A 23,969-nucleotide genomic window follows, 5' to 3' on the forward strand; every position below is an offset into this window, starting at 1 on the left:
CGACGCGTGGCGGGCTAGCTCCCGGGAATTGCGCATGGCCCCTTTACTTGACCTGCAGTTCGACTGGACCGCCGTCCTGGCTCACAAGCAGCAACTCATCGCGGGCGCGTGGATCGATCTCTGGGGGGCGTCCGTCTCCTTTCTCATCGCCTGTGTTGTGGGTCTGCTGCTGGCGATACTGCGCAACTCTCGAATCAGGATCATCGACATTCCGTGCTTTTTCTATGTGCAGCTGGTGCGGGGGGTGCCCCTCTACGTCCTTTTGCTGTGGGTCTATTTCGGAGTGGCAACGGTTGTCGGCCTCAATTTCAGCGCCATTCAAGCCATGATCATCGCCCTCGCTCTCACCGGGTCTGGGTACACGGCGGAGATCTTCCGCGCCGGCATCGACGCCGTCCAGAAGGAGCAGATGGAGGCTGCCCAGGCCCTGGGGCTTTCGAAGACCGACGCCTATCTGAACGTGGTCCTGCCTCAGATGTTTCGGATTGTCGTCCCACCCTTGGGCAACCAGTTCATCGGTCTGTTGAAGGGCGCCACGATCGTGTCGGTGATCGGCGTGCAGGACATGGTTTTCTACGCCCAGGACATCAACCTCGCTTACTTCACGCCGTTTGAGGCGTTCGCCGCGGTCGGAATCATCCTGGTGTTCCTGGTGACCGTGTTCGCGGCGGGCGTCTACGGCCTCGAGCGAGCAATAAGGCTGCCGTGACCCACTTGTATCTCTATGCGTTCGATTGGAGCGTCGTCCTGAAGGCTTCGGGCCAATTGTTCAGTGCTGTCGGCCTGACCGCCGAGATCGTCATCCCCTCCCTGATCGCCTCTCTATTGCTCGGCCTCGTCGTGGCCGTTTGTCGCATGTCTCACGTGCCGGGGCTGAGCATGCTCGCTTACGCGTACATCCAGGTCTGTCGCGGACTCTCGCTCTACGTCTATATCTTGTGGATCTACTTTGGGGTGGGGCTCGCGTTCGGCATCGATCTCAGCCCCTGGGCGGCGGCGGTGGTATCGCTCACTCTCCTGAACAGCGCCTATATGGCGGAGATATACCGGGCCGCCCTGGAAGCCATCGATCCCGGGCAGACAGAAGCGGCGCGAAGCCTGGGCATGGATTCATTCGCGACGTTCGTAAATGTCCTCCTGCCGCAGGGATTCCGGATTGCATTGCCGGCGCTGGTCAACCAGTTCGTGGACCTGTTGAAGGATTCGTCGATCGTCGCGGCCATCGGCGCGAGCGATCTGATGTACACCACGATCAGGCTCGTCGGCTATTACAACCGCCCGTTCGAGCTGTACACGATGACCGCGTTCATCTATATAGGGCTCGCGGTCGTGCTGTCACGATTTGCCAAGCGCCTCGAGACGCACATGCGGCGGCACCTGGTCGTTTGATCGGCCGCCAACTCTCAACCGAGTCGGTTCGCTACTGACGCCGGCCTTAAAGGATGGCGCGGAGGAAAGTCTGGGTCCGCGGATTCTTGGGGTTCTTGATCAAGTCTCGCGCCGGCCCTTCCTCGACGATTGATCCACCGTCCATGAATATCAGCCGGTCGCCCACCTCGCGGGCGAAGCCCATCTCATGGGTGACGACAATCATGGTCATGCCCTCGACCGCGAGCCGCTTCATCTCCTCGAGGATGCCGCCGATGAGTTCCGGGTCGAGCGCGGACGTGACCTCGTCGAAGAGCATCAGGCGCGGTTTCATGGCCAGAGCCCGCGCAATCGCCATGCGCTGCTTCTGACCGCCCGAGAGCTGGCTCGGGTAGCTGTTGGCCTTGTCGGCCAGGCCGACGCGCTCGAGCTCGGCCATCGCACGCAGCCGCGCCTCCTTGCGAGGCACCTTGAGCACGCGGGTGAGGCCGAGCGTCACGTTTTGCAGGGCGGTCATGTGCGGGAACAGGTTGAAGTGCTGGAAGACCATGCCGATATGGGTGCGCAGCAAGTTGAGCTCTCGCTCGTAACGGAGCCGCGCTATCGGGTGGTAGCGGGGGATGTTGTCCTTGGTCCATCGCCGCCCTAAGAAGACAACCGTGCCGGTCTCCGGCGGCGACACGAAGTTGATGCAGCGGAGCAGCGTGCTCTTTCCTGAGCCGGAGGGCCCGATCACCACCACGACCTCGCCGGCGGCAACCTCGAGGTTGATGTCCTTGAGAACGTGCTTGTGGTGAGGAGTGTCGCGCTGGAACCACTTGTTCACACCCTCGAGGCGAAGAATCGGCTGGGAATCGGACTCGCCAGCGTCCATGACGCCGAATTCTAGGCTCGCCCGGGCCGACGGAAGAGGCTGTTCGACGCCTTCCACACGCAATCCGCCGGACCGGGGTGATGACGCTGTGGGCGAGTTCATGGCGGCATCATAACCGACCGAGCGCCCGGTAGGCAATAGGGACGCGCGGGGGATCGCAGACGGTCCGTCGACGTCGCCGGGCGGCAGCGCGCCTTGAGCGCCGGAGGAGCCATGTGCGGCTGGTGGTCCAGCCGGCCGAGGAATCCGCCTTGGGGCCAGGCGAACCGACCGAGCGCTCGGTCAGTTTCGGGGCCTGGACCTGCTACTGTTCCCATAGGCGCTCAAAGGCTGTGTGCGCCACCCCCGTCAGCAAAGTCAGGAGAACCACGATGGACTGGGAATCGACGGAGTTCGCAGAGGCTCATCGCAAGTATCGGGAGCGAGGCGTGGGCGCTCGCCTCGGCTTCGGCCAGGGCACCGCTCTGATCATCATCGACTTTCAAAGAGCCTACACGCGCACCTGGCGTGCGGCGTCACTGGACCCGGTCCGGAACACGCGCCGCCTGCTCGATGCTGCCCGCGAGCGTGGCGTGCCGGTCATATTCACCTATGTCGGGTGGGACCCGGTCAATCCAGACGCCGGAGTGTGGGGCGTCAAGGCGCCAACGCTGCCGCAGCTTCACGAGGGCTCGGAGGCGTGTGAGATCGACCCCTTGATCGAGCCCTTGCCGTCGGAGAAGGTGCTGCTGAAGCGCGTACCCTCGGCGTTCTTCGGGAACACCCTGGCGGAGGACCTGCGGTCGGCAGGTGTCGACACGATCGTGGTCTGCGGGACGAGCACGAGCGGATGCGTGCGCGCGACCGTGGTCGACGGTCTCTCCTATGGCTTCAGGATGATGCTCCCGTCCGACTGTGTGGCTGACGCGTCCCCGGCCTCCGGCAAGGCCGCCCTCTTCGACATCGACACCAAGTACGGTGATGTGGTGACGGTTGAGGACGTCCTCGGCGGCATGCGACCGCCGCGGCCGGCCGGGTCGACGCACGAGCCACAAGCAGGCCGTCAGGCGCGGTAGCTCTGCACCGTCAGAGCGCGTGCATCACGACAGCCCGAGTTCGCGCCGTATTTCGCCGCCGTCGGCATTTCGCCGTGGCGGCCGGCCGGCGGCCCGTCCGGGGCTGACGGAAAGGCGCGGGGTCACCCCGATCTGCGGGTAGCCATCAACGGGGCCTGCCATACCCCGGCTGGCGGCCAGCTCCATCGCCTCTGTGAATGACAGAACCGGGGCGATGCAGGCGTCCAGCGGACCGAGCAGCTCCATGGCTTCGTCGCCGGACCGCTGCCCGAACCACGCTTCCAGATGGCGCGCAACCTCTTCATGCCGGTGCGGATCGCTGTCGGCTTGCCTCAGGTCGGGCCGCCCGGTCGCGTCCATCAGCGCCTCGAAGAACCAGGGCTCGAGGCCGCCCAGAGCGATCCGCCTGCCGTCGCGGCATCCGTACGTGGCGTAGTGGGGGAGGCCTCCGGCCAAAAAATAGCGGTCCTGCCTCACGTCCATGGCCCGCGCGAAAAACATGCTCGCGGTGTGCGCCAGCAGTGAATAGACTCCGTCCAGCATCGACACATCGATTGCCTGGCCGGCACCGGTTCGCTGCCTGTGGAACAGGGCCAGCATGATTCCCAGTGCCGCCATCAGCCCTCCGCCCGCGAAGTCCGCCACCAGGTTGAGCGGAATCGCGGGCCGGCCCGTGGCGCCGGCAAGGCACGACAGCAGCCCCGAGTAGGCCAGGAAGTTGATGTCGTGTCCCGCTGTCGTGGCCAGCGCGCCGGTCTGGCCGTAGCCGGTGATCGAGCAGTAGATCAGCCGTGGGTTCAGCTCCTTGCAGGACTCGTAGTCGAATCCAAGGCGCTTGAGGGCCCCCGGCCGAAACCCTTCCAGCAGCACATCGCCGCCCGCGATCAGCGACCTCAGGACCTGCCGGTCCCTCTCCGCTTTGAGGTCGAGCTCGATGCTCCGCTTGTTCCGCCTCAGGGCGGCGTAGCCGGCCACCCGCTCGTCGCTTTCCAGCTCCCATTCCGGGCTGGTCGCCTGGGCGCGGGTCGAGCCTCCGGGCGGCTCCACCATCACGACTTCGGCACCGAAATCGGCCAGCAGCATGGAGCAGTAGGGGCCCGGGGCTTGACGCGACAGGTCGATCACCTTGATGCCCGCCAATGGCCGCTCGTCAATCGTCGCTCGCGGGGCCTCGGAGGCGGTCATGACGCCCAATATAACCTACCGACCGCCCGGTAGACACGAAGGCAATTCTGGGCTATGATCGGTCCAACATGTTGATGCCTGATTTGGTCGAGGAGCGCTCGGCCGCCAATCCATTCGACTTGCGCGGCCGCGTCGCCATCGTCACCGGGGCCTCCTCTGGGCTCGGGGCGAGGTTCGCGAAGGTCATCGCCGCCGCCGGCGCCACCGTCGTGCTGGCGGGCCGCCGCCGTCAGCTGCTGGAAGGACTCGCCTCCACGCTCGGTCTCGACCCCCGGTCGGTCGTCCCCACGGACGTCACCGACCCACATGCCGTCCGGGCCCTTGTCGACACCACCACGGCGACGTTCGGACGGCTGGACGTGATGATCAACAACGCCGGCATGACTAAAGTCGTCCCGGCTGAAGATGAGGCTCCGGAATCCTTCGCCCAAGTTCTCGACGTGAATTTGGTCGGGGTCTTCAACGGTTGCCGGGAAGCCGCTCGCGTCATGCTGCAGCAGGGATCGGGCTCGATCGTCAACGTCGCCTCCGCGCTGGCCTTCGTCAGCAGTCCAAGCATCCCGCAGGCGGCCTACTGCGCCAGCAAGGGCGCGATCGTCAGCCTGACCAGGGAATTGGCGGTCCAATGGGTTCGGCGCGGCGTTCGCGTCAACGCGATCGCGCCGGGTTGGTTTCCCAGCGAGATGAGCCGGGCGATGTTCGATGCAACCGGTCTTCGCTATATCGACAGGACGGTGCCGGCCGGCCGGCCGGGCCGTGAGCACGAGCTTGACGGCATCTTGCTCTTTCTCGCCTCCGATGCCAGCAGCTACGTCGTCGGCCAGACGATCTCCGTCGACGGCGGGTGGACCGCCATCTAGTGAGGTTCCGCGGCCGTCTTGGCGTCCACCGCCCGCTCGCAGCTCCGGCGCGGCGAGCCGACCGAGCGCTCGGTAGACAAAATGCGCGCCGCGCGATATCATCACGAATGCAAGGCCTGATGCGACAACATCCATTGCTCTCGCCGGCCCCCGCCCGATCGTGACCCACGGTTCCACCTGGGACTGGCAGGCCTCCGCGCGGGCCGCCGGCGCCCAGCCCGACGGGCGGTTCAACTGCGGCGCCGTGTCGATCACCCACCCTCGGGCGATCGTGTGGAAGCGGGCCGACGGACAGGTCCGCACCGTATCGGGCGGCGAGCTGCAGCGCCTGGCCGGGCGCCTCGCCGGCGCGCTTCGGGCTCTCGGCGTCCGGCGCGGCGATCGCGTGGCCGGCCTCTTGAGTCGAAGACCTGAGACCTACGCCGTGGCCCTCGCCGTCTGGCGGCTGGGCGCCATCTATGTGCCCTTGTTCAGCGGCTTTCGAGGTGAGGGCTTGCGGGTCCGGATCGCGGACAGCGAAGCCCTTGTGATCGTCACCGATGCGGCCAACCGCGAGAACCTGGGTCAGATGGAGGGCGATCTACCGCCGCACACGGTGGCGATGATCGGAGGTGGCGGCGTCGAAACCGACCACTCGCTCGAAAGCCTCATGCAGCGTGTCACGCAAGAGCCGAGCCTGGCGGAAACGAAGATCCACGACACCGCCACGATCATGTACACCTCGGGAACCTCGGGCCGTCCCAAGGGCTGCATGATCCCCCATCACGGTCTCATCACCCTTTCGCCGTACGTGACGCGCTGCCTGGCGGTCAGCCCCGATGACCTCCTGTTCTCGGGCGCGGACGCCGGCTGGGCCTACGGCCTGTACACGACGGGGCTGGCACCGCTGTCGATGGGCTGCGGCCGCGTCCTCTATGAGGGTCCATTCGACGTGGAGGGCTGGCTCAACACGGCCCGCGAGCTCGGCGCCGGCCACCTGGCGGCCGCCCCCACCGCCTTCCGGCAGATTGCCGCCGCCGGCGTCGACGATCGCGCTCGCGCGATCAAAGCGGCGACCAGCGCAGGCGAACCCCTCGACGCCGCCACCTTCGAGTGGTTCCAGACGCAGCTGGGCCTGAGCATTCACGACAGTTACGGGCTCACGGAGCTCGGCATGGTGACGGCGAATCTGCGCGGTCCGAACTCGGTTGCACTCGCCGCCGGCTCGATGGGGACGTGCCTGCCCGGCTTTGAGATCCAGCTCGTGGACAGGGGTGGCGCGCCGGTTCCCACGGGTGAGGTTGGCCGCATAGCCGTCCGGGACAATGGCTTTTTGCTGGGAGCGGGTTACTGGGGCCGCGACAGTGAGTGGGCGGCGCGACTCCAGGACGGCTGGTGGCTGACCGAAGACCTGGCGCGCCAGGACGAGGCCGGTCGCTACTGGTACGGTGGCCGAGCCGACGATGTGATCGTCAGCGCGGGCTACAACATCAGCCCGCTGGAGGTTGAAGCCGCCCTCATGAAGCATCCCCTGGTCGCCGATGCGGCCTGTGTGGGGGAACCGGATCCAGTTCGCGGGCAGGCGGTCACGGCTTACGTGGTGCTTCGCGAGCAGGCGCCCGCCGACCTTGACAAGGTGCTCAGACGATGGGTGGGCGAGCGAGTCGGACGGCATGCCGCGCCCCGCCGGGTCGAGGCCCGAACCGAGCTGCCCCGGACCGCGAGCGGCAAGCTCCAGCGCGCCAACCTGCGGACTGGCGGGATGTGATGAGCGAACGCCTCGCGCCGGGGGAGGCAAGGATCAGCCACAGCTCGCACTGGGGCGCCTTCCAGGCGGTCGTCAGCGGCGGCCGGGTCGTACGGGTGGAGCCGGCCCCGTTCGACCCGGATCCCTCGGCCTTACTCGAGTCGATCCCCGACGCGCTCTACAGCCACGCCCGCGTGGCCGCTCCGTCCGTCCGCAAGGGCTGGCTCGAGAACGGCCCGGGCAGCGATGGCCACCGGCGCGGCTCGGACAGCTTTGTCCAGGTGCCCTGGCCCGAGGCCATCTCCCTGGTTGCCGGCGAGCTCAGCCGCGTCCGCTCCGATCACGGCAGCGCGGCCATTTTCGGCGGATCCTACGGCTGGTCCAGCGCGGGCCGTTTCCACCATGCCAAGACCCAGCTCGAGCGCTTCCTGAACTGCTTTGGCGGGTGCACCGGTCAGATTCACAACTACAGCTACGCCGCGGCTCTTGCTCTGTTGCCGCACGTCCTCGGCTCGGCGGCATCGGTCAGCGGCACCGTCACGACGTGGGATTCGATCGCGGCCAGCAGCGGGTTGGTCGTCATGTTCGGAGGGCTTCCGCTCAAGAACCTGCAGGTCGAGGCGGGCGGCGTGGGCGCCCATACGACGCCTGATTGGCTCCGCCGAGCAAGGGCCGCGGGCGTCCAGTTCATCAACGTCAGTCCGATTCGGGACGATGCGCCGGACTTCATCGACGCGGAGTGGCTGCCCGTGAGGCCGACCAGCGACACGGCGATGATGCTGGGCCTGGCCCACGTGCTGGTCACCGAAGGGCTCCACGACACGGAGTTCCTTGAGCGCTATTGCGTCGGCTTCGATCGTTTCCGGGCTTATCTGATGGGGGCGCGCGATGGCCGGGCGAAGACGCCGGAGTGGGCCGCCGCCATCTGCGGCCTCGATGCTGAGCGGATCCGCCGGCTGGCGCGCCAGATGGCCGGGACGAGGACGATGCTCTCCGTCACCTGGTCGCTCCAGCGCGCCGACCATGGCGAGCAGCCCTACTGGATGGCGATCACCCTTGCCGCCATGCTCGGTCAGATCGGGCTGCCGGGAGCGGGGTTCGGGTTCGGCTATGGGGACGTGAGCGCCATCGGCAGCAGGCGGCTGCCATTTCCCTCGCCGAGCCTGGAGACGGGCGTCAATCCGATGGGTCGTGGCATCCCCGTGGCCCGCGTCGCGGACATGCTCCTCAACCCCGGCGCCGAATACGACTTCGACGGGGAACGCAAGCGGTACCCCGACATCAAGCTTGTCTACTGGGCGGGAGGGAACCCTTTCCACCACCACCAGGACCTGAACCGCCTGCTCCAGGCCTGGAGCAGGCCCGAAACCATCATCGTTCACGAGCCATGGTGGACGGCGACCGCCCGTCACGCCGACATCGTGCTGCCGGCCTCGACGACATTGGAGCGCAACGACCTCGGCGCGAGCGGGCGCGACCGCTATCTGATCGCGATGAAGCGGGCCGTGGACCCGCTGGGCGACGCTCGGAGCGACTTCGACATCTTCAGCGCCCTGGCGGTCCGGCTCGGCATCGAAACCGCCTTCACAGAGGGTCGCGACGAGATGGCATGGATCAAGCACATATATGAAAAGACGCGCGAGCGCGCGGCGGAATCCGACATCGCGCTTCCGGCCTTCGAACGTTTCTGGGCCGACGGGCACGTCCGCGTCGAGATCCCGGAAACGCCCTACGTCCTCTACGCCGACTTTCGCGCCGATCCCGATCGCAGTCCGCTGCCCACTCCGTCGGGCAGGATCGAGATCTACTCGGCCACCATTGACGGCTTCGGCTATGAGGATTGCATCGGCCATCCCGCATGGTTTGAACCCTCGGAATGGCTCGGCTCGCCGCTGGCGGCTGAGTATCCGCTGCACCTGATCTCGAACCAGCCGAAGACGCGCCTGCACGGACAGCTCGACTCGGGACGGGTGAGCATGCGGAGCAAGATCAGAGGCCATGAGCCGTGCCGCATGCATCCCTCCGACGCGGCGCGGCGCGAAATCGCCACCGGCGACATCGTCCGTCTCTACAACGCCCGTGGCAGCTGTTTGGCGGGGGCGATCCTGACCGACGCCGTGCGCCCCGGGGTGGTCCAGCTGTCGACGGGGGCCTGGTTCGATCCGGATCGTTCAGGCGCGCTCCCAGGAGTCGAGAAGCACGGGAATCCCAACGTTCTGACGCCTGACCACGGGACCTCCAAGGTGGGGCAGGGACCCAGCGCACACAGTGCGCTCGTGCAGGTCGAGCGTTACGCCGGCGCCGACCTGGAGGTGACCGCGTTTGCTGTGCCCGAGGTGAGCGCCCGCAAGTCTGTCAACGCGACGCAATTTCCTGGAGGAGGAGACCGATGAACAGTCCCATCGATACCGCAGCCGATGACGTTCATGTCGAACAGCGCATTCAGCCGATCCATGTCAGCACCCAATATCTCGGGCGCTACCAGTCGGTCAACCGGGTCCGGGACCTCCCCGATTTCTACATCGATGAGCCCGTGGAGCTCGGCGGCAAGAACGCGGGGCCGACCGCCCTGGAGACGACGCTGGCGGCACTCAACTCGTGTTCGGCGATGATCATGTTCGTTCTTCGCCGCGAGATGAGCTTCGATCTGAAGGGCGTGCGGTTCGAAGCCGACGGCCACATCGACGTCCGTCGAGTCGAGATGAAACGCACTGGCAAACGCTATTCTGAGGTGGTGCCGATCGCTGACCACTACCAGCGGGTGGTCCAGCGTGTATTCATCCAGACCTCGGAGCCGGACGCGCGAATGCGCGAGTTCCAGTCCGAGGTGGAGCGCCTCTGCCCGATGCATGCCCTGCTCCGCGACGCCAAGGTGCCGGTCGAATCCATCTGGATCCGCGAGTAGAGGCGAGGCGGTTGGATGGCGCCCTGCATAGGATGTGCGCATGAGTAGACGGGCAGCAAGTGACGGCCAGACGGGCAACCGTCAGGTTCCCTCGCAGGTGCTTGCGGCGGCCGCGCAGTTGTTCCGGCGCAAGGGCTACGCGGCCACCTCCACTCGCGAGATCGCCAGCGCATTAGGCATGCAGAAGGCGAGCCTCTACCACCACATCAGCAGCAAAGAGGACCTGCTCTTCCAGCTGAGTCGAGAAGTCTTAGGTGAAATCCTCGCCGGGGCGGGGCAGCTGGATCAGTCGGGCGACCCGGTCGAGAGCGTGGCCGCGCTGATCGAACTCCATTTGACCACGATGATCCGGAACCGCGACAAGCATCAGGTGATGCTGATCGAGCTGCGGTCGCTGCCACCGAGCCCCAGAGCCGTGGTGGTCAAGCTGCGCGACGAGTACGAGGCCTTTGTCCGCTCGGTGATCGAACGGGGGCAGAAGGCCGGGGCGATCGACCCCGAAATCGACGCCAAGTACCTCGCCCTGGCACTGCTCAATCTGCTGAACTGGACGATCTTCTGGTACAAGCCCGGCGCCGGCATGTCGGTGGCTGAGGTGACGAAACTGATGACGCGCGTCTTCCTGCATGGCGTTCTCGTGCCCCAACCGTCAGCCGGAACGGACCGTCTGGCCGCCAAGCCATCAGCTCGCCGCTAGGACTTAGCCCGTAACCCTTGCCCTGGGGCGCCGGGCGCTCCGGACGCCATCGCTCGCGCCGGCTATCTGGCCCTGGTGCCGCGAAGCCCCATCCCACCAGAACCCGTTGATCAGCTCGCGCGCCGCCACCATGTACTGAACGGTCGGCGGACCTTCCTCCAACCAGTTCAACCGGGCATCGCGGTACAGCCTTTCGATCGGGGTGGCCCGCGTGTAGCCGATGCCGCCGGCCACGAGCAGAGCGCGATCCGTCACACGGCCGACCGCCTCCAGCCCGAACAGCTTGCACATCGCGGATTGAGCCGGGATCCGTTTGCCGGCGTCCCAGGCTGAGGCCGCGTCAGCGAGCATGTGACGCAGCGCGTGCACGTCGGTGGCCATCTCCGCCAGGTAGCGCTGGACGGCCTGCCTCTCCGCGATCGGCCGGCCGAACGTCACCCGCGTCTGCGCATGACGGAGGGCCAGCTCCAGCGCGTACTCGGCCGTGCCGAGCGAGCTGGCGGCGATGAAAACGCGGGAGATCTCGAGGGCTCGCTCCAGCTGCTCCGGCCCCTGGCCGGCAGCGCCGCCAAGAAGATTCTCTCGCGGGACCCGGGCATTTGCGAACGTCAGGAGGCCGTGCTGCCCGCCCTTGCAGCCCATCGTCTCGGGCACGGGCTCGATGGTGAACCCGCGCGTCCCCCGCTCCACCAGGATCGCGCTCAATGATCCCTTCCCCTCGTCGGGCGTCTGGGCGAAGACGATGAAGTGACTCGCGAAGTCGGAGTTCGTGATCAGCCACTTCCGGCCGGTGACCAAGAAGTCCGTGCCGTCGGTTCGTGCCACCGTCCCGGTGTCCATCCCCGTGCCGTGGTCGGGTTCGGTCAGAGCAAAGGCGATGGAGAGTTCCCCGGTCGCGACGCCGGGCAGCATCGCTTGACGTTGCCGGTCGGTGCCGAGCTCGAACAGCGCATGGGCAAACGAGTTATGGACGTGCACGATGACGCGAATGGCGCCATGGACCTTGGCCAGCTCGGTGAGGATCGGCAGGTATTGGGAGATCGTCAGGCCGGCTCCGCCGTATGCCTCGGGTACGAGCATCCCGAACGCTCCCATCCGCCTCAGAGCCGGCATCACGAGCTCGTAGGGGACCTGCTCTTCGTCCTCGATTCGCTTTTCGAGAGCGGCCAGCTCCCACATCGCGCGGAACGCCTGGTCGCGGAATCGGGCGTACTCATCAGTGTTCATGGCTGGTCTCCAATCAGGGTGCGGCCGGCGGTGAGCTCCGGCCGCGGACCCGCTTGCATTCTAGCCGACCGACCGCTCGGTAGACAATGCCTCTTGCTCGCTGGTACTGTTTAACGTGTGACCGAACCAGACCCGAGGGCGGGGAACCGCATCGGGGGAATGCGGCAGGCGCGCCCTCCCCGCCGGTCGCGGCCCGCCCGCAGCGCCGGCGTTGCGGTGCGCGACCTGGTCGAGACGGTCCGCCGCAGCGTCATCGGCCGAGACGCAACGCTGAGGGGTCCGTACGGGGAGCGGCTGATCACATATGCCGACTACACGGCATCCGGCCGGTCCCTGTCGTTCATCGAGGAGTTCATTCGGGACCGCGTGTTGCCGCTCTACGCGAACACTCACACGGAAGCATCCGCCACCGGGCTGCAGACGACGCACTACCGAGAGGAGGCTCGGCAGCTGATCCGCGAAGCGGTCGGCGCCGACGACGAATACGCCGTGATCTTCTGCGGCTCGGGCTCGACGGCGGCGATCGACAAGCTCGCTCAGCTTCTCGAGCTGCGCCTGCCGGCGGGCCTCGACGAAAAGTACGGGTTGAGAGAGCGGATACCGGAAGCCGAACGGCCCGTCATCTTCATCGGGCCCTACGAACATCACTCCAATGAGCTTCCGTGGCGCGAATCGATAGCCGACGTGGTCATCATCCCCGAGGACGCCCATGGACAGATCAGCGTGGCCGCCTTGGAGGAGGCGCTGGCCGGGTACCGTGATCGTCGATTGCGGATCGGCAGCTTCTCCGCCGCCTCCAACGTGACCGGCATCCTGAGCGACACGAGTGCGGTCTCCAAGCTTCTCCATCGACACGGGGCCCGTGCGTTCTGGGACTTCGCCGCCGCCGCTCCTTATGTCCCGATCCGCATGGCGGCCGCGGCTGAGGCTCCCCTGGACTACATGGATGCCGTCTTTCTTTCGCCACACAAGCTGATCGGTGGGCCGGGATCGCCGGGCGTGCTCGTCGTTCGCAAGGACCTGCTGCGGAACGCGGTGCCGACCGTCCCCGGCGGTGGCACCGTCACCTTCGTCAGCCCGGTCGCACACCGCTACTCGGAGGATCCGGAGCATCGCGAGGAGGGAGGCACGCCGGCGATCGTCGAGTCGATTCGTGCCGGTCTCGCCTTCCTCGTCAAACAGCAGGTCGGGCCCGAGCGCATCCGTGCGCTGGAGGGGGGCTTGGCTCGCCGCGCACTCGACCGTTGGCGGAAAAACCCCCGTCTCCAGGTCCTGGGCGACCTCGACGTCGATCGGCTCTCGATCATCTCCTTCGTCGTCAGTCGCGGTCAACGCCGGCTCCACCACAACTTCGTGATCGCCGTGCTGAACGATCTCTTCGGCATCCAGGCCCGAGGTGGATGCTCGTGCGCCGGGCCCTACGGGCATCGGCTGCTGGGCATCGACCTGGCGGCCTCGCAAGCATTCGGGTGCCTGGTGCTGGAGGGCTACGAAGGCATCAAGCCGGGATGGGCCCGCGTCAACTTCAACTATTTCATCCCTGAATGGGAGTTCGATTTCATCCTTCAGGCGGTCGAAATGGTGGCTGACCAGGGCTGGCGGCTACTTCCGGATTACGCCTTCGATCCCCTGACAGGGCAGTGGACTCACCGGCAGGGTCGGACCCAGGCGCCGGGTCTGCTGCGTCACCTCGATTACGCCGGCGGCAGGCCGTCCACCCGTTCCGGCGACCTCGAGATCGAAGCGGCCGGCTACCTCGAGGAGGCACGCCGGATCCTGGGGCGGGCGCATACGGAGTCGAGTCCGGTCCCGGTCACGAACGTGGGCCCGGAGTTCGAGCGCCTTCGCTGGTTCTGGCTGCCCCATGAGATCGAGGCGGCCGCGGCCGCGGGCTAGGAACCGACCGAGCGCTCGGTAGACAAATCGCCCTTGAGCCGCTAGAATGACGGTGTGACCGCGCGGCGGCTCGGGCCGGGCTGCGAAGTTCTTTTTATTGCAAGAGGGGTCAAATGGGATCAATCGCTGTGTTCGGAGCCGCGGGGCAGGTGGGTTCGGGGGTGCTGCGCACATTGGCGGCGGCTCCGGACGTGACCCGGCTTGACGCGTTCGACGTCAAGTCCGGGCCGCTCGAGATCGAGGCCACCGACGCCGCCATGATCGCTGAGAAACTGCGCGCGCAGAGCCTGCAGATGGGCGTCGGTGTCGTCGACATGAGCGACGAGGAGCAGCTGGCTCAGACGCTTGTCGACGCGCAGCCGGACGTCATCGTGCAGGCGGCCATTCCCCGCTCCTGGTACAGCTTCTCGCAGATCCTGTCGCCGGCGATGTGGCAGCGCGTCAACACCGAGGTCCGGATGGGTCCCTGGCTCCCCCTCTTCCTCGTTCTGCCATTTCGGCTGATGCGTGCCCGCAAGCTGGCCGGCCTGACGACGCCGGTGGTTCAGATCTCCTATCCGGACGTCGTGAACGCGGTGCTGGGAGCCATGGGCATGGCTCCCGCATGTGGCGCTGGGAACTCGGAAAACATCGCGACTGTGATGCGTCTTGTGGCGGCACGGCGGCTGTGCCTGCCCACCAAGGACGTGACGGTCGCTCTCGTCGCGCACCACTTTCACGCCTGGTCCCTGGTTTCCCAGGAGGATGATCATGAGCGCCGGGTCGAGCGGCCGTTTCGCTTCCGGATCCATGCCCACCAGGTGGATGTGACCGCCGACCTCGATACCCGGGACTTCTGGGCGGAGGTGAAGGGCCATTACCCCCACAAGCGCCCGCTTTTCGCGGCCACCTCGGCGGCCAAGAACGTGCTCCGGATTCTCCGCGACGATCGCTCCCTTTCCCACGTCTCCTCCCCGGCCGGCCGCGGCGCCGGCTTCGACACCCGGCTGGGACGCAAAGGCGCGGAGGTTGTGCTGCCGCCCCAGATGTCCGAGGCTGAAGCCGATGCGCTGATCGCCAAGGCTCAGGCGGGCGACGGCATCGAGCGCATCGAGGCTGGCGGCGCAGTCCGGTTCACAGACGTCGCCTACGAGGCGATGAAGGGCGTGCTCGGATACGACTGCCGTGTGCTGGCTCCCGACGAGATAGTCGGGCGCGCCGACGAGCTGGTGGCCCGGCTGGAATCGGCCCGGAAGTAAAGGTCGATTCGGGCGAGCACGAAAGCATGAAGAGGATTGGCGTGGACGTGGGCGGTACCTTCACCGACCTCGTCTACTGGGACGACCACAGCGGGCACCGCGTGGTCCACAAGGTCTCGACGACCACCGAGAACCCTGCCATGGGGACCGTGCAAGGCATCGTCGAGCTGTGCGAGCGGGCGGGGATCGAGCCTCGCGAAGTCGACGTCGTCGTCCACGGAACCACCGTGGCGACCAACATCATCGTCCAGCGCTCAGGCGCCAAGGTGGGCCTGATCACGACCGAGGGCTTCCGCGACCTGCTGCACATCGCCAGGAAGAAGCGGCCGCTCAACTTCTCCAGCTACCAGGACGTCCCCTGGCAGAAGTACCCGCTCGTCGAACGACGCCACCGGCTGACCGTTCGAGAACGCGTCACCGGGCCCAAGGGCGAGGTCCTCGAGCCCCTCGACATCGCCGGGGCCAGAGCCGCCGTACGGAAGTTGAAGGATGCCGGGGTGGAGAGCATCGCGGTCTGCCTGCTGTTCAGCTTCCTCAACCCGAGGCACGAAACGGCCATCAGCGACCTGATCAAGGCGGAGTTCCCCGGCGCCTTCCTGTCGGTCAGCCACGAGGTGGTCCCCGTCTATCGGGAGTACGAGCGGTTCAGCACGACCGCCGTGAACGCCTACATCGGCCCGAAGACGGCTCGCTACGTCCGCGAGCTGGGCGATAGCGTCGCCGCCATCGGGATCGCCGGCGGTGTCCGCCTGATGACGTCGGCGGGCGGTGTGATCACCGCTCCGGCGGCGGCGGATTCCCCGGTCGTGCTCCTCATGTCCGGGCCCGCGGCCGGTCTCATGGCGGGAATCGAGGTCGGCCGGTCGGCCGGCGCCCGGGGTGTGATCACCCTCGACGTCGGCGGCACGTCCTCCGATATCGGCGTGTCGCCCGACGGGCGGCTGAGGATGAAGCACCTGCTGGACACCAAGATCGGTGGCTACGACGTGATGGTGCCGATGCTCGACGTAGAAACCGTCGGTGCCGGCGGCGGCAGCATCGCATCGGTCAACCCACAAGGCATCCTCGACGTCGGTCCTCGCTCGGCCGGCGCCCACCCGGGCCCGATCTGTTATGGACGAGGGGGGACCGAACCGACCGTGACGGATGCGCTCGTGACGCTGGGCTGGCTGCGGCCGATCGGCCTCTTGGGAGGCAGGCTGAAGCTCGATGCCGGCGCCGCTCGAGCCGGAGTCGCTGAACGCGTCGCCGCACCGCTCGGCCTCGACGTGGTGGCGGCGGCACTCGGCATCCACGCGGTCTGCGCTCACAACATGGCCAACGCGATCGCTCAGCTGAGCGTCCGCAAGGGCCACGATCCGCGTGAGCTGGCCCTGGTCGCCCAGGGCGGCGCCGGCCCGGCATTCGCCTGCAGCGTGGGGAGAATCATCGGGATCGACCGGGTTCTGATCCCGACTCACCCGGGCATCGCCTCCGCATTCGGGCTTTTGAGCACCGATCTCCGCTACGAGTTCGCTTCGACGTTCTGGGAGCTCGCCTCAGCCCTCGACCTCGACCGCTTGACGGCGAGCTTCCAACGCCTCCTGGAGCAGGCTCGACTGCGGCTCGCCGCGGACGGGCTCGGCGAGGGTGATACCGCTTTCGAGCTGTACGCGGACTGCAGGTATGCGGGCCAGGGCTATGAGCTGCGGGTCCCGGCGGAGCCAGGACCCTTCGACTCGACCTGGCTGGGTCGCCTGGTCGACAACTTCCATGAAGCTCATCAGCGCGCCTATCAACGCCGGTTCAGTGACTCTGATGTGCAGATCGTGAACATCAGGGTGGTCGGCGTCGGCAAGATGGCGCCGCTGCAGATGCGTGACCTGCTGGCTGTGGCCCCGGATGGTGGCCCGCGACCTCAGGCGATCGCTGAGACCATCGCTCACTTCGGCCCCGACGCCCAGCCCGTCCGGGTGCCGGTGTACGAGCGGGGCACCCTACGGCCGGGGGCTCGTCTGGACGGGCCGGCGATCGTCGAGCAGATGGACACCACGATCGTCATCGAGCCTGACTTCGAGGCGGCAGTCGATCATTCAGGCAGCCTCGTGCTGACACAGGTTGGTGACCAGTGACCGAATACTCGGCAGACATGCCGCACAGCACCTCGCCCGGCCCTTACGTCGACCGCGGCTGGACTCCTGTGGCCGTTGATCCGATCACCCTGCGAGTCATGGGGGGCGCGCTGGTCTCGATCGCCAGGGAGATGGCACAGGTCCTCTATCGCATGGCCTACTCGAGTGTGATTCGTGAGTCCGAGGACCTCGGGGCGGGCCTGTTCGATCCCGAAGGGCGCGAGTTCTGCGAAAGCGATTCCACCCCGATGCACATCGGCAGCCTGCCCGCCTACATCCGCGGGGTCAACCGCAAGCTCAGAGGGCAGTACCAGCCGGGTGACGTGATCCTGCACAACCATCCCTATTACGGCGCCTCCCATTCGCCGGATTACGGCGTCCTGATACCCATGTTTTGGGAGGGCTGCCATATCGGCTTCGCGGGTTGCACGGGCCACCTGCTGGATGTCGGCGGCGCCACGCCGGGAATCAGCATCGAAGCGTTTGATGTGTTCGCCGAGGGCAAGCTGCTGGATGCGGTGCGGTTGGAGGCCGCCGGAGTCCGCAACCAGGAGCTTTTCGAGCACATCGTCGGTAACGTCCGGACGCCGGACATGAATGCCGGAGACCTGGAGGCGATGATCTCCTGCTGCCGGTTGGGTGAGCGGCGATTCGCGGAGCTGCTGGGGCATTACGGCCATGACGTCGTGATGAGTGGGATCGAGACATGGATGGAGCGGTCTGAGCAGCGCCTGCGGGCGGCGATAGCGGAGATTCCCGATGGCGTGTATGCCGCGCCGACCGGATACCTGGACGATGACGGCCGGAATCGCGGCCAGCCGCTGGCGATCGGGACCACGGTGACGATCCAAGGGTCAGAGCTGACCGTCGACCTGACGGGCAGCGCTCCCGAGGCCGCAACCGCTGTCAATTGTCCCTTCGAGGGCAGCGTGCTGCCGACGGCCAACTTCGCCGTCAGGACGCTGCTCCTCGACGAGGCGCTGAGCGACGATTTCATCCCCCAGAACGACGGCATCTTCCGTCCGGTCCACGTGACCGCACCCCTCGGGACCATCTACAACCCGCGCTTCCCGCGAGCCTGCTCCGGTCGCTTCCCGCTGATCAACCGAATCCCCGACCAGATCAACCTGGCCCTCTCCGAAGTCCTCCCCCGGCAGATAACGGCCGGGAACTCGGCTTCTGTTCAGGGGGTCGCGTACGCCGGGTTCGACGGCGAAGCCGACCAATATTGGCTCTACATGGAGATCGGCGAGGGCTCCTATGGAGCGCGTCATGGGAAGGATGGACTTGACTCCATCGACAACCTGATGGCCAACACGCGCAACAACCCGATCGAGGAGATAGAGATGCGCCTGCCGATTCGGTGCGAGCGTTACGAGCTTCGCGACCATCCGCCGGCTCCCGGCCGCTGGCGAGGTGGCCTGGGCAGCATTCGGCGGTGGCGATTCCTGGCCGATGCAACCGTCGGCGCCAACGGCGACAGCAGGCTGGACCGGCCGCGCGGAGTCTTTGGCGGCCACGACGGGTGGTCGGGGGCGCTGGTGAAGAATGAGGGTCGGCCCGACCGCGAGGACCTTCATGCCAAGTTCTCCGGCCTGCCCTTCCTTGCGGGGGACACGATCACCGTGGAGGTGCCCAGCGGCGCCGGTTACGGCGACCCCCGACAGCGCGACCCTGACGCGGTGCGGCGAGACGTGCTCGACGGGTACTACACCGTGAAGCAGGCGGAGGAGTTCTTCGGCGTGGTGATTCGACTCGACGGCGAAGCCGCGAGCCGGCGGGCCAAGGAGCCTGAGCCGGCGCGTGGCCTCGGTGCGGCCCAACCGAGCGGTGAGTAGATAGAGGAGGAAGTCGCCTTATGGACTGGGAATCGACGGAGTTCGCGGAGGCGCACCGCAAGTATCGAGAGCGCGGCGTGGGCGCTCGTCTCGGCTTCGGGCGGGCGGCCGCCCTCATCATCGTCGACTTCCAGAAGGCCTACACGCGGAGCTGGCGCGCCGCCTCACTCGAACCCGTCGAGAACACGCGTCGCCTCCTCGACGCCGCGCGTGAGCTCGGATTGCCCGTGATCTTCACCCACGTGGGCTGGGACGCCGCCAAGCCCGACGCCGGCGTCTGGGGGATCAAGGCGCCCACGCTCCTCCAGATACAGGAGGGTACCGAAGCGTGCGAGATCGACCCGCTGATCGAACCCCTGCCTTCGGAGAAGGTGCTTTTAAAGCGCGTCCCCTCCGCGTTCTTCGGCAACACCCTCGCCGATGAGCTGCGCGCGGCAGGCGTCGACACCATCGTCGTCACCGGGACGAACACCAGCGATTGCGTGCGCGCGACCGTGGTCGACGGCCTCTCCCACGGCTTTCGGGTGATGGTGCCGCGCGACTGCGTGGCCGACCTGTCCCCGATGTCTGCGCGGGCTGCTCTCTTCGATATCGACACCAAGTACGGCGACGTGGTCACCGCCGATGAGGTGCTGGGCGGGTTCCGAGCTCTCCACCCGTAGCGGTCCCGCCGGCCGCGGCCAGCACCAGCTCCGTCAGATCCGTGACTCGGGTGGCAACTTCAAGGCCGTCTTGATTCGCCAGCCACGAGCGGTTGGTCGCGTGGACTTCGTCGGTCGCCTCGAAGCGGTTGAGGAAGACCGTGACCGCCAGGCCACTTAGCCCGTCCAGGCTCGAGCGAACCGCGTGGATGGCGCCCAGGCCGGCGTCTGCCACAAGGATCACCCTGTCGGGCCGGATCGCTTGGGCCAGCGAGGCCGTGTCGCCGTCCGCGGCCAGCGGCGAGCGCACGCCGCCGGCGCCCTCGATCAGACCCACCTGAGCCGGTCCCCAGTCCAGTTCGGCGACGAGCTCGCCGATCGTGTAGGCCGGGCGTCCGAGGAGATGGGCCGCGATCGGCGGCGCCAGCGGCACCGGGTACCCGCGATGGCGCGGGCAAACCTCCTCAGCTTTGAGACCTGTCGCCCTGGCCAGCAGGTCGGCGTCGGTCTCCGCATCGCCCTCGGCATACGACTGGACCGGCTTGCGCGCGGCGACGCTCAGGCCGCGCAGCCGCACCGCCTCCAACAGCCCCGCCCCGACCCAGGTCTTGCCGACGCCGGTCCCGCATCCGGTGACCAGCAGGAGTAGTTCAGGCCGGGACACGCAGCGTTCTCAGTTGGCCGAGCGCCGGCAGGAGTCGATCCAGCTGATCGTCGGTGTGAGCGGCACTGAGGCTCAGGCGAAGCCTCGAGGTGGCGGCGGGCACGGTCGGCGGCCGGATCGCCGGCACCAGGAAGCCGAGCTCCAGGAGAAGTCGAGAGGCCTTCAGAGCTGCTGATTCCTCGCCCATCACGAAAGACACGATCGGCGAGGGGTGACCGGGCTTCACCCGCTCGACCAACGTCCGCAGACGCCGCCGCAGCGACTCACCCTCCGGGGAGCGGACGATGCGCAGCGCGGCCAGCGCGGCCGCGGCGGCGGCGGGGGGCGGGGCGGTGGTGAAGATGAACGGCCGGGCGCGGTTGACCAGGAGCTGGATCAGCGACGCCGGGCCGGCGACGAAGCCGCCGAGGGAGCCAAGGGTCTTGGAGAGCGTGCCCACACGCAGAACCAGCCCACCGTCGAGGTCCGGCGCGTCGCCGATCACCTGGTGCGCCTCGTCGATGACCAGGAGGGCGCCGGCGCGGCGGCAGAGTCGCGCCAGCTCGGCGATGGGAGCGACGTCGCCATCCATGGAGAAGACGGCTTCGGTGACCACGATGGTCCGCGGCCCCGGCCCCATCCGCGACTCGAGGTCATCAAGGTCGAGGTGCCGGAAGACCTGAACCTCGGCCCTGCTCAGGCGGCAGCCGTCAACGATCGAAGCATGGTTGAGGGCATCGCTGCAGATGCGGACACCGGGCCCGGCAAGGGCGGTGAGCACGCCGAGGTTGGTCGCATAGCCGGTCGGGAAGATGAGAGCGGCCTCGCAACCCTTCCAGGCGGCGAGCTCGCGCTCGAGCTGGGAGTGGACCGGGCGCGAGCCGACGACCAGCCGGGCCGAGCCGGCGCCGCAGCCCCAGCGCTCGAGTGCCTCGTGGGCCGCGGCCAGAACGGCGGGATGCAGGCTGAGCCCGAGGTAATCGTTGGAGGCGAAAGACACGACGTGGCGCCCGCCGGCCAGCCTCCCGACCGGGCCCTGGGCGTCGAAATCCCGGACCTCCCGCCACCGGTCGAGCGCTTGGATGGCGGCGCGCTCCTCCTCCGCCCATTCCAGCCAGCTCAGAGTTCGGCCGCCTCGGTGATGGCCGCCTCGAGCGCTTCGACCAGGACCCGCACCTCGTCCTCGGTGATGGTGAGCGGGGGCATGAGCACGATCACGTCGCCCAGAGGGCGGAGCAGCACCCCGCGGCCGACCGCGGCGGCGCAGACCTTCCGCCCCAGCCGTCGCCCGGGAGCCGGCTTCAGCTCCACGCCTCCCATCAGGCCGCGCAACCGCACCTCGCTGACGACCGCCAGCGGCGTGATCCGGCTCTCGAGGAGCCGGCCCAGCTGCTCGGATCTGGCCCGGACGTTGGCGAGGACGTCTCGGGCGTCGAGCAGCTGCAGGTGCCGGAGAGCGACCGCAGCCGCCAGCGCGTTGCCGCTGTAGGAGTGGCCGTGGTAGAAGGTCTTCTCACTCAGGTCAGGGCCGCTGAAGGCGTCGAAGACGTGGCCGGCGGCGACCGTCGCCGACATCGGCAGGTAACCTCCGGTGAGGCCCTTGCCCAGGCAAAGCAGGTCCGGTGTCAGCCTGCATAGGGAGGACGCGAAGAGCTCGCCGGTCCGGCCGAAGCCGGTCGCGACCTCGTCGCACACGAGCAGAACTCCCAGCTGCTGGCAGCGCTCGCCGAACACCTGGAAGTCCGCCGGTTCGCCCATCAGCATCCCGGCGGCGCCCTGGACCAGGGGCTCGACCACCACCGCCGCCAGCTCATCCGCATGGGCTTCGAGGCGTCGCAGCGCGCCGCCCACCCAGTCTTTCGAGCCGGGGCCGGGAGCCCTCAGCACCGGGAAGCGGAGCGGGTCGAAGACCGAGGTGCCGAAGCCGCCGTCACCCAGGGACAGGGAGCCCACCGTGTCGCCGTGGTAGGCGCCGCCCAGCGCCAGGTAAGCGGTTCGCGAGCGGCCCCGGTTGGCCCAATACTGGAACGCGATCTTCAGCGCCTGCTCGACGGCGGCGGCGCCGTCGGAGGCGAAAAGGAAGTGCGGCCGGCTGACCGGCACCACCGCGGCCAGGGCTTCGGCCAGCTCGACCACGGCCCGGTTGCCATTGCCCAGCATGGTCGAGTGGGCGACCTTGGCCAGCTGGTCGATCAGCGCCTGGTCCAGCTCAGGCACCCGGTGGCCCAGGGTGTTGACCCAGAGCGAGGAGATGCCGTCGAGGTAGCGCCGGCCCTCGACGTCCACCAGGTAGTGCCCCTCGGCTCGGTCCACGATGACGGGCGCGTTGTCGGCGAAGCAGGACATCTGGGTGAAGCCATGCCACACCACCGCCGCGTCCCTTTCGACCCAGCTCCGGCCGCCGCCACGCTGGGCCCGCGCCCGGCCGGTGTCGGTCACAGCGAGGGCGCCCCCTGGTGGGTCCAGCACATCTCCCAAAAGGCCAATTCGTGCCGGCTCGAGGCGATGAAGGCGGCCTCCATCCGGTGCCGGCCGGCTCCTGAGGCCTCCGCTCCCAAGCGGTCGACCAGTTCGCGGCACCAATCCGCCTGGGCGCCGAATTCCGGGCTGGCATAGGAGTCGATCCAGGCGGCAAGGCGGGGATCTGGCGGGCGGTCTTTTGCGCCCAACTCGCGTCCCAGCCACGAAAAACCCCACATGCACGGCAGGAGGGCGGCGGCGAGCTCCGCGAAGTCCCGGGTGGTGGCGGCCCGGATCAGGAAGTCGGTATAAGCCTGCGTCACCGGCGCCGCCGGCTCGGCTTCCAACTCCTCAGCGCTGATCCTGAAGCCGGCCGCGACCGCCCGGTGCAGCTCCATCTCGGTCCGAGCGGTCGACTGCAGAAGGTCGGCGAAGCGAGCCAGCGTGTCGAGGTCGGGTGAGCGCGCCGCGGCCAGCGCCAGAAGCCGGCAGTAGTCGATCAGGAACCGGTAGTCCTGCCGGATCCAGTGCCGGAACTTGTCCAGGTCGAGGCTGCCATCGGCGATGCCGCGGACGAATGGGTGCTCGAGCTGGGCGCGCCAGAGGCCGTCGGCGAGTTCGCGGAGGTGAGAGCTGAACCGATCCGTCAAGCGGCGCCCCAGGCCATGTCCCAGAAGTCCAGTTCCAGCCGGCAGATCTGGAGGAAGGCCGCCTCCGAAAGGGGCCCGTCCGTGGCGGCGCCCTCAAGGTCGAGCACGTAGGCGGCGAACTCGGGCACGGTCCAATGCTCGACGAAGGCGCGGTACCGCGGCGCCCCGGGAGCGGCGCCCCGCCAGGCCTCCAGGTACACGCGTTCCATCGCCCAAAGGGCGGTGACGGCCGGGGCCGGCCCCTCCGCCAGCAGCTGGTCCAGCGCCACGCGATAGGCCTCGGTGCTCGAATGGCGCTCGCCGCCGAGTCGCAGCCCGCGTTCCGCTGCGCTCGCCTCGAACCAGGTGAGCTCGGACTCCAGCGCCACCAGGCCCCCAGCCAGGACGCGTTGCGCCGGCCGGGGAGCGAGGGCGAGCAGGCCGGCTTGAAAACCGAGGAGGTCGGTGACGAACAGGTAGTCCTGCGCCAGCCAGCGGTCGAAAGCGCGCGCCGGGAGGGTGCCGTCTCGGACTCCGGCCAGAAATGGATGGTCGACCGCCGACCGCCACTCTTGGGAGTGTCGCGAGATCAGGTCTGCGGTTGCCATGGCCAACC

At 67.5% G+C, this 23,969-nt stretch carries 21 protein-coding genes; 13 read left to right on the top strand and 8 right to left on the bottom strand.

The features are described from left to right. Nucleotides 1–34 precede the first annotated feature (34 nt). On the top strand, nt 35–709 hold the full coding sequence (locus EPN29_01115; GenBank protein TAN34945.1) for an amino acid ABC transporter permease: 675 nt from the start codon (nt 35–37) through the stop codon (nt 707–709). Continuing rightward, nucleotides 706–1,389, top strand: a complete 684-nt coding sequence (locus EPN29_01120) for an amino acid ABC transporter permease (GenBank protein ID TAN34946.1) — start codon at nt 706–708, stop codon at nt 1,387–1,389. Before EPN29_01115 ends, EPN29_01120 begins: the two co-directional genes overlap by 4 nt. A gap of 46 nt (nt 1,390–1,435) precedes the next feature. Here the strand turns inward: EPN29_01120 and EPN29_01125 are convergent, their stop codons facing one another. Beyond that, a complete protein-coding gene (locus tag EPN29_01125; protein TAN34947.1) occupies nt 1,436–2,242 on the bottom strand; it encodes an amino acid ABC transporter ATP-binding protein in 807 nt (268 codons plus the stop codon). A 371-nt stretch (nt 2,243–2,613) separates the two neighbouring features. On the opposite strand from EPN29_01125, the gene EPN29_01130 reads away from it, so the two are divergent. Continuing rightward, complete coding sequence (locus tag EPN29_01130; GenBank protein TAN34948.1) at nt 2,614–3,297, top strand: isochorismatase family protein; 684 nt, start codon at nt 2,614–2,616, stop codon at nt 3,295–3,297. A gap of 24 nt (nt 3,298–3,321) precedes the next feature. On the opposite strand, the gene EPN29_01135 is transcribed toward EPN29_01130, so the two are convergent. Next, nucleotides 3,322–4,482 (bottom strand): CoA transferase, encoded by a 1,161-nt coding sequence (locus EPN29_01135; GenBank protein TAN34949.1) that lies wholly within the window; start codon nt 4,480–4,482, stop codon nt 3,322–3,324. Between the two features lie 74 nt (nt 4,483–4,556). Here EPN29_01135 and EPN29_01140 point away from each other — a divergent pair, with 74 nt between their 5' ends. From EPN29_01140 to EPN29_01160, 5 genes are all read left to right on the top strand, one after another. Continuing rightward, nucleotides 4,557–5,342: an SDR family oxidoreductase gene (locus tag EPN29_01140; protein ID TAN34950.1), complete on the top strand. Its 786-nt coding sequence runs from the start codon at nt 4,557–4,559 to the stop codon at nt 5,340–5,342. Nucleotides 5,343–5,502: 160 nt separating this feature from the next. Continuing rightward, nucleotides 5,503–7,089, top strand: coding sequence for an acetate--CoA ligase (locus tag EPN29_01145; protein ID TAN34951.1), 1,587 nt, complete (start codon nt 5,503–5,505; stop codon nt 7,087–7,089). Continuing rightward, entirely contained in the window at nt 7,089–9,461 is a 2,373-nt protein-coding gene (locus EPN29_01150; protein TAN34952.1) for a molybdopterin guanine dinucleotide-containing S/N-oxide reductase, read from the top strand. Before EPN29_01145 ends, EPN29_01150 begins: the two co-directional genes overlap by 1 nt. Beyond that, the gene (locus EPN29_01155) at nt 9,458–9,973 is read left to right on the top strand and encodes an OsmC family peroxiredoxin (GenBank protein ID TAN34953.1); all 516 of its coding nucleotides are present in this window, start codon (nt 9,458–9,460) and stop codon (nt 9,971–9,973) included. Before EPN29_01150 ends, EPN29_01155 begins: the two co-directional genes overlap by 4 nt. A gap of 40 nt (nt 9,974–10,013) precedes the next feature. After that, entirely contained in the window at nt 10,014–10,670 is a 657-nt protein-coding gene (locus EPN29_01160; protein ID TAN34954.1) for a TetR/AcrR family transcriptional regulator, read from the top strand. 3 nt (nt 10,671–10,673) lie between these two features. Here EPN29_01160 and EPN29_01165 read toward each other — a convergent pair whose 3' ends face one another. Continuing rightward, nucleotides 10,674–11,897: an acyl-CoA dehydrogenase gene (locus EPN29_01165; GenBank protein TAN34955.1), complete on the bottom strand. Its 1,224-nt coding sequence runs from the start codon at nt 11,895–11,897 to the stop codon at nt 10,674–10,676. 159 nt (nt 11,898–12,056) lie between these two features. Between EPN29_01165 and EPN29_01170 the strand changes: the two genes are divergently transcribed. The 5 genes from EPN29_01170 to EPN29_01190 all read left to right on the top strand — a co-directional run bounded on the left by EPN29_01170 (nt 12,057) and on the right by EPN29_01190 (nt 19,642). Next, nucleotides 12,057–13,793, top strand: a complete 1,737-nt coding sequence (locus tag EPN29_01170) for an aminotransferase class V-fold PLP-dependent enzyme (GenBank protein ID TAN35029.1) — start codon at nt 12,057–12,059, stop codon at nt 13,791–13,793. Nucleotides 13,794–13,906: 113 nt separating this feature from the next. After that, nucleotides 13,907–15,031: a hypothetical protein gene (locus EPN29_01175; GenBank protein ID TAN34956.1), complete on the top strand. Its 1,125-nt coding sequence runs from the start codon at nt 13,907–13,909 to the stop codon at nt 15,029–15,031. Between the two features lie 26 nt (nt 15,032–15,057). After that, complete coding sequence (locus tag EPN29_01180) at nt 15,058–17,142, top strand: hydantoinase/oxoprolinase family protein (protein TAN34957.1); 2,085 nt, start codon at nt 15,058–15,060, stop codon at nt 17,140–17,142. A 17-nt stretch (nt 17,143–17,159) separates the two neighbouring features. Beyond that, nucleotides 17,160–18,980: a hydantoinase B/oxoprolinase family protein gene (locus EPN29_01185; protein TAN35030.1), complete on the top strand. Its 1,821-nt coding sequence runs from the start codon at nt 17,160–17,162 to the stop codon at nt 18,978–18,980. Nucleotides 18,981–19,000: 20 nt separating this feature from the next. Then, nucleotides 19,001–19,642 carry an isochorismatase family protein gene (locus tag EPN29_01190; protein TAN34958.1) on the top strand — a complete coding sequence of 214 codons (642 nt, stop codon included), beginning with the start codon at nt 19,001–19,003 and terminating at the stop codon, nt 19,640–19,642. Here EPN29_01190 and EPN29_01195 read toward each other — a convergent pair. The 5 genes from EPN29_01195 to EPN29_01215 are packed head-to-tail and all read right to left on the bottom strand — an operon-like array spanning nt 19,596 to nt 23,961. Beyond that, nucleotides 19,596–20,285 (bottom strand): hypothetical protein, encoded by a 690-nt coding sequence (locus EPN29_01195; protein ID TAN34959.1) that lies wholly within the window; start codon nt 20,283–20,285, stop codon nt 19,596–19,598. The genes EPN29_01190 and EPN29_01195 overlap by 47 nt on opposite strands. Next, complete coding sequence (locus tag EPN29_01200) at nt 20,272–21,387, bottom strand: 8-amino-7-oxononanoate synthase (protein TAN34960.1); 1,116 nt, start codon at nt 21,385–21,387, stop codon at nt 20,272–20,274. Before EPN29_01200 ends, EPN29_01195 begins: the two co-directional genes overlap by 14 nt. After that, nucleotides 21,384–22,703, bottom strand: coding sequence for an adenosylmethionine--8-amino-7-oxononanoate transaminase (gene bioA / locus EPN29_01205; protein ID TAN34961.1), 1,320 nt, complete (start codon nt 22,701–22,703; stop codon nt 21,384–21,386). Before bioA ends, EPN29_01200 begins: the two co-directional genes overlap by 4 nt. Continuing rightward, nucleotides 22,700–23,374: a thiaminase II gene (gene tenA, locus EPN29_01210; GenBank protein TAN34962.1), complete on the bottom strand. Its 675-nt coding sequence runs from the start codon at nt 23,372–23,374 to the stop codon at nt 22,700–22,702. The genes bioA and tenA overlap by 4 nt, the downstream gene beginning before the upstream one ends. After that, nucleotides 23,371–23,961 (bottom strand): TenA family transcriptional regulator, encoded by a 591-nt coding sequence (locus EPN29_01215; GenBank protein TAN34963.1) that lies wholly within the window; start codon nt 23,959–23,961, stop codon nt 23,371–23,373. Before EPN29_01215 ends, tenA begins: the two co-directional genes overlap by 4 nt. Nucleotides 23,962–23,969 lie beyond the last annotated feature (8 nt).

This window comes from bacterium, from assembly GCA_004299235.1.
Classification (GTDB): Bacteria; Chloroflexota; Dormibacteria; order Dormibacterales; family Dormibacteraceae; genus SCQL01.

Bases quoted from the DNA above. Each gene is read 5' to 3' on its own strand.
- EPN29_01115 (TAN34945.1), top strand. From the start codon at position 35: ATGGCCCCTTTACTTGACCTGCAGTTCGACTGGACCGCCGTCCTGGCT.
- EPN29_01125 (TAN34947.1), bottom strand. From the start codon at position 2,242: ATGGACGCTGGCGAGTCCGATTCCCAGCCGATTCTTCGCCTCGAGGGT.
- EPN29_01130 (TAN34948.1), top strand. From the start codon at position 2,614: ATGGACTGGGAATCGACGGAGTTCGCAGAGGCTCATCGCAAGTATCGG.
- EPN29_01135 (TAN34949.1), bottom strand. From the start codon at position 4,482: ATGACCGCCTCCGAGGCCCCGCGAGCGACGATTGACGAGCGGCCATTG.
- EPN29_01140 (TAN34950.1), top strand. From the start codon at position 4,557: ATGCCTGATTTGGTCGAGGAGCGCTCGGCCGCCAATCCATTCGACTTG.
- EPN29_01150 (TAN34952.1), top strand. From the start codon at position 7,089: ATGAGCGAACGCCTCGCGCCGGGGGAGGCAAGGATCAGCCACAGCTCG.
- EPN29_01155 (TAN34953.1), top strand. From the start codon at position 9,458: ATGAACAGTCCCATCGATACCGCAGCCGATGACGTTCATGTCGAACAG.
- EPN29_01160 (TAN34954.1), top strand. From the start codon at position 10,014: ATGAGTAGACGGGCAGCAAGTGACGGCCAGACGGGCAACCGTCAGGTT.
- EPN29_01165 (TAN34955.1), bottom strand. From the start codon at position 11,897: ATGAACACTGATGAGTACGCCCGATTCCGCGACCAGGCGTTCCGCGCG.
- EPN29_01170 (TAN35029.1), top strand. From the start codon at position 12,057: ATGCGGCAGGCGCGCCCTCCCCGCCGGTCGCGGCCCGCCCGCAGCGCC.
- EPN29_01175 (TAN34956.1), top strand. From the start codon at position 13,907: ATGGGATCAATCGCTGTGTTCGGAGCCGCGGGGCAGGTGGGTTCGGGG.
- EPN29_01180 (TAN34957.1), top strand. From the start codon at position 15,058: ATGAAGAGGATTGGCGTGGACGTGGGCGGTACCTTCACCGACCTCGTC.
- EPN29_01185 (TAN35030.1), top strand. From the start codon at position 17,160: ATGCCGCACAGCACCTCGCCCGGCCCTTACGTCGACCGCGGCTGGACT.
- EPN29_01190 (TAN34958.1), top strand. From the start codon at position 19,001: ATGGACTGGGAATCGACGGAGTTCGCGGAGGCGCACCGCAAGTATCGA.
- EPN29_01215 (TAN34963.1), bottom strand. From the start codon at position 23,961: ATGGCAACCGCAGACCTGATCTCGCGACACTCCCAAGAGTGGCGGTCG.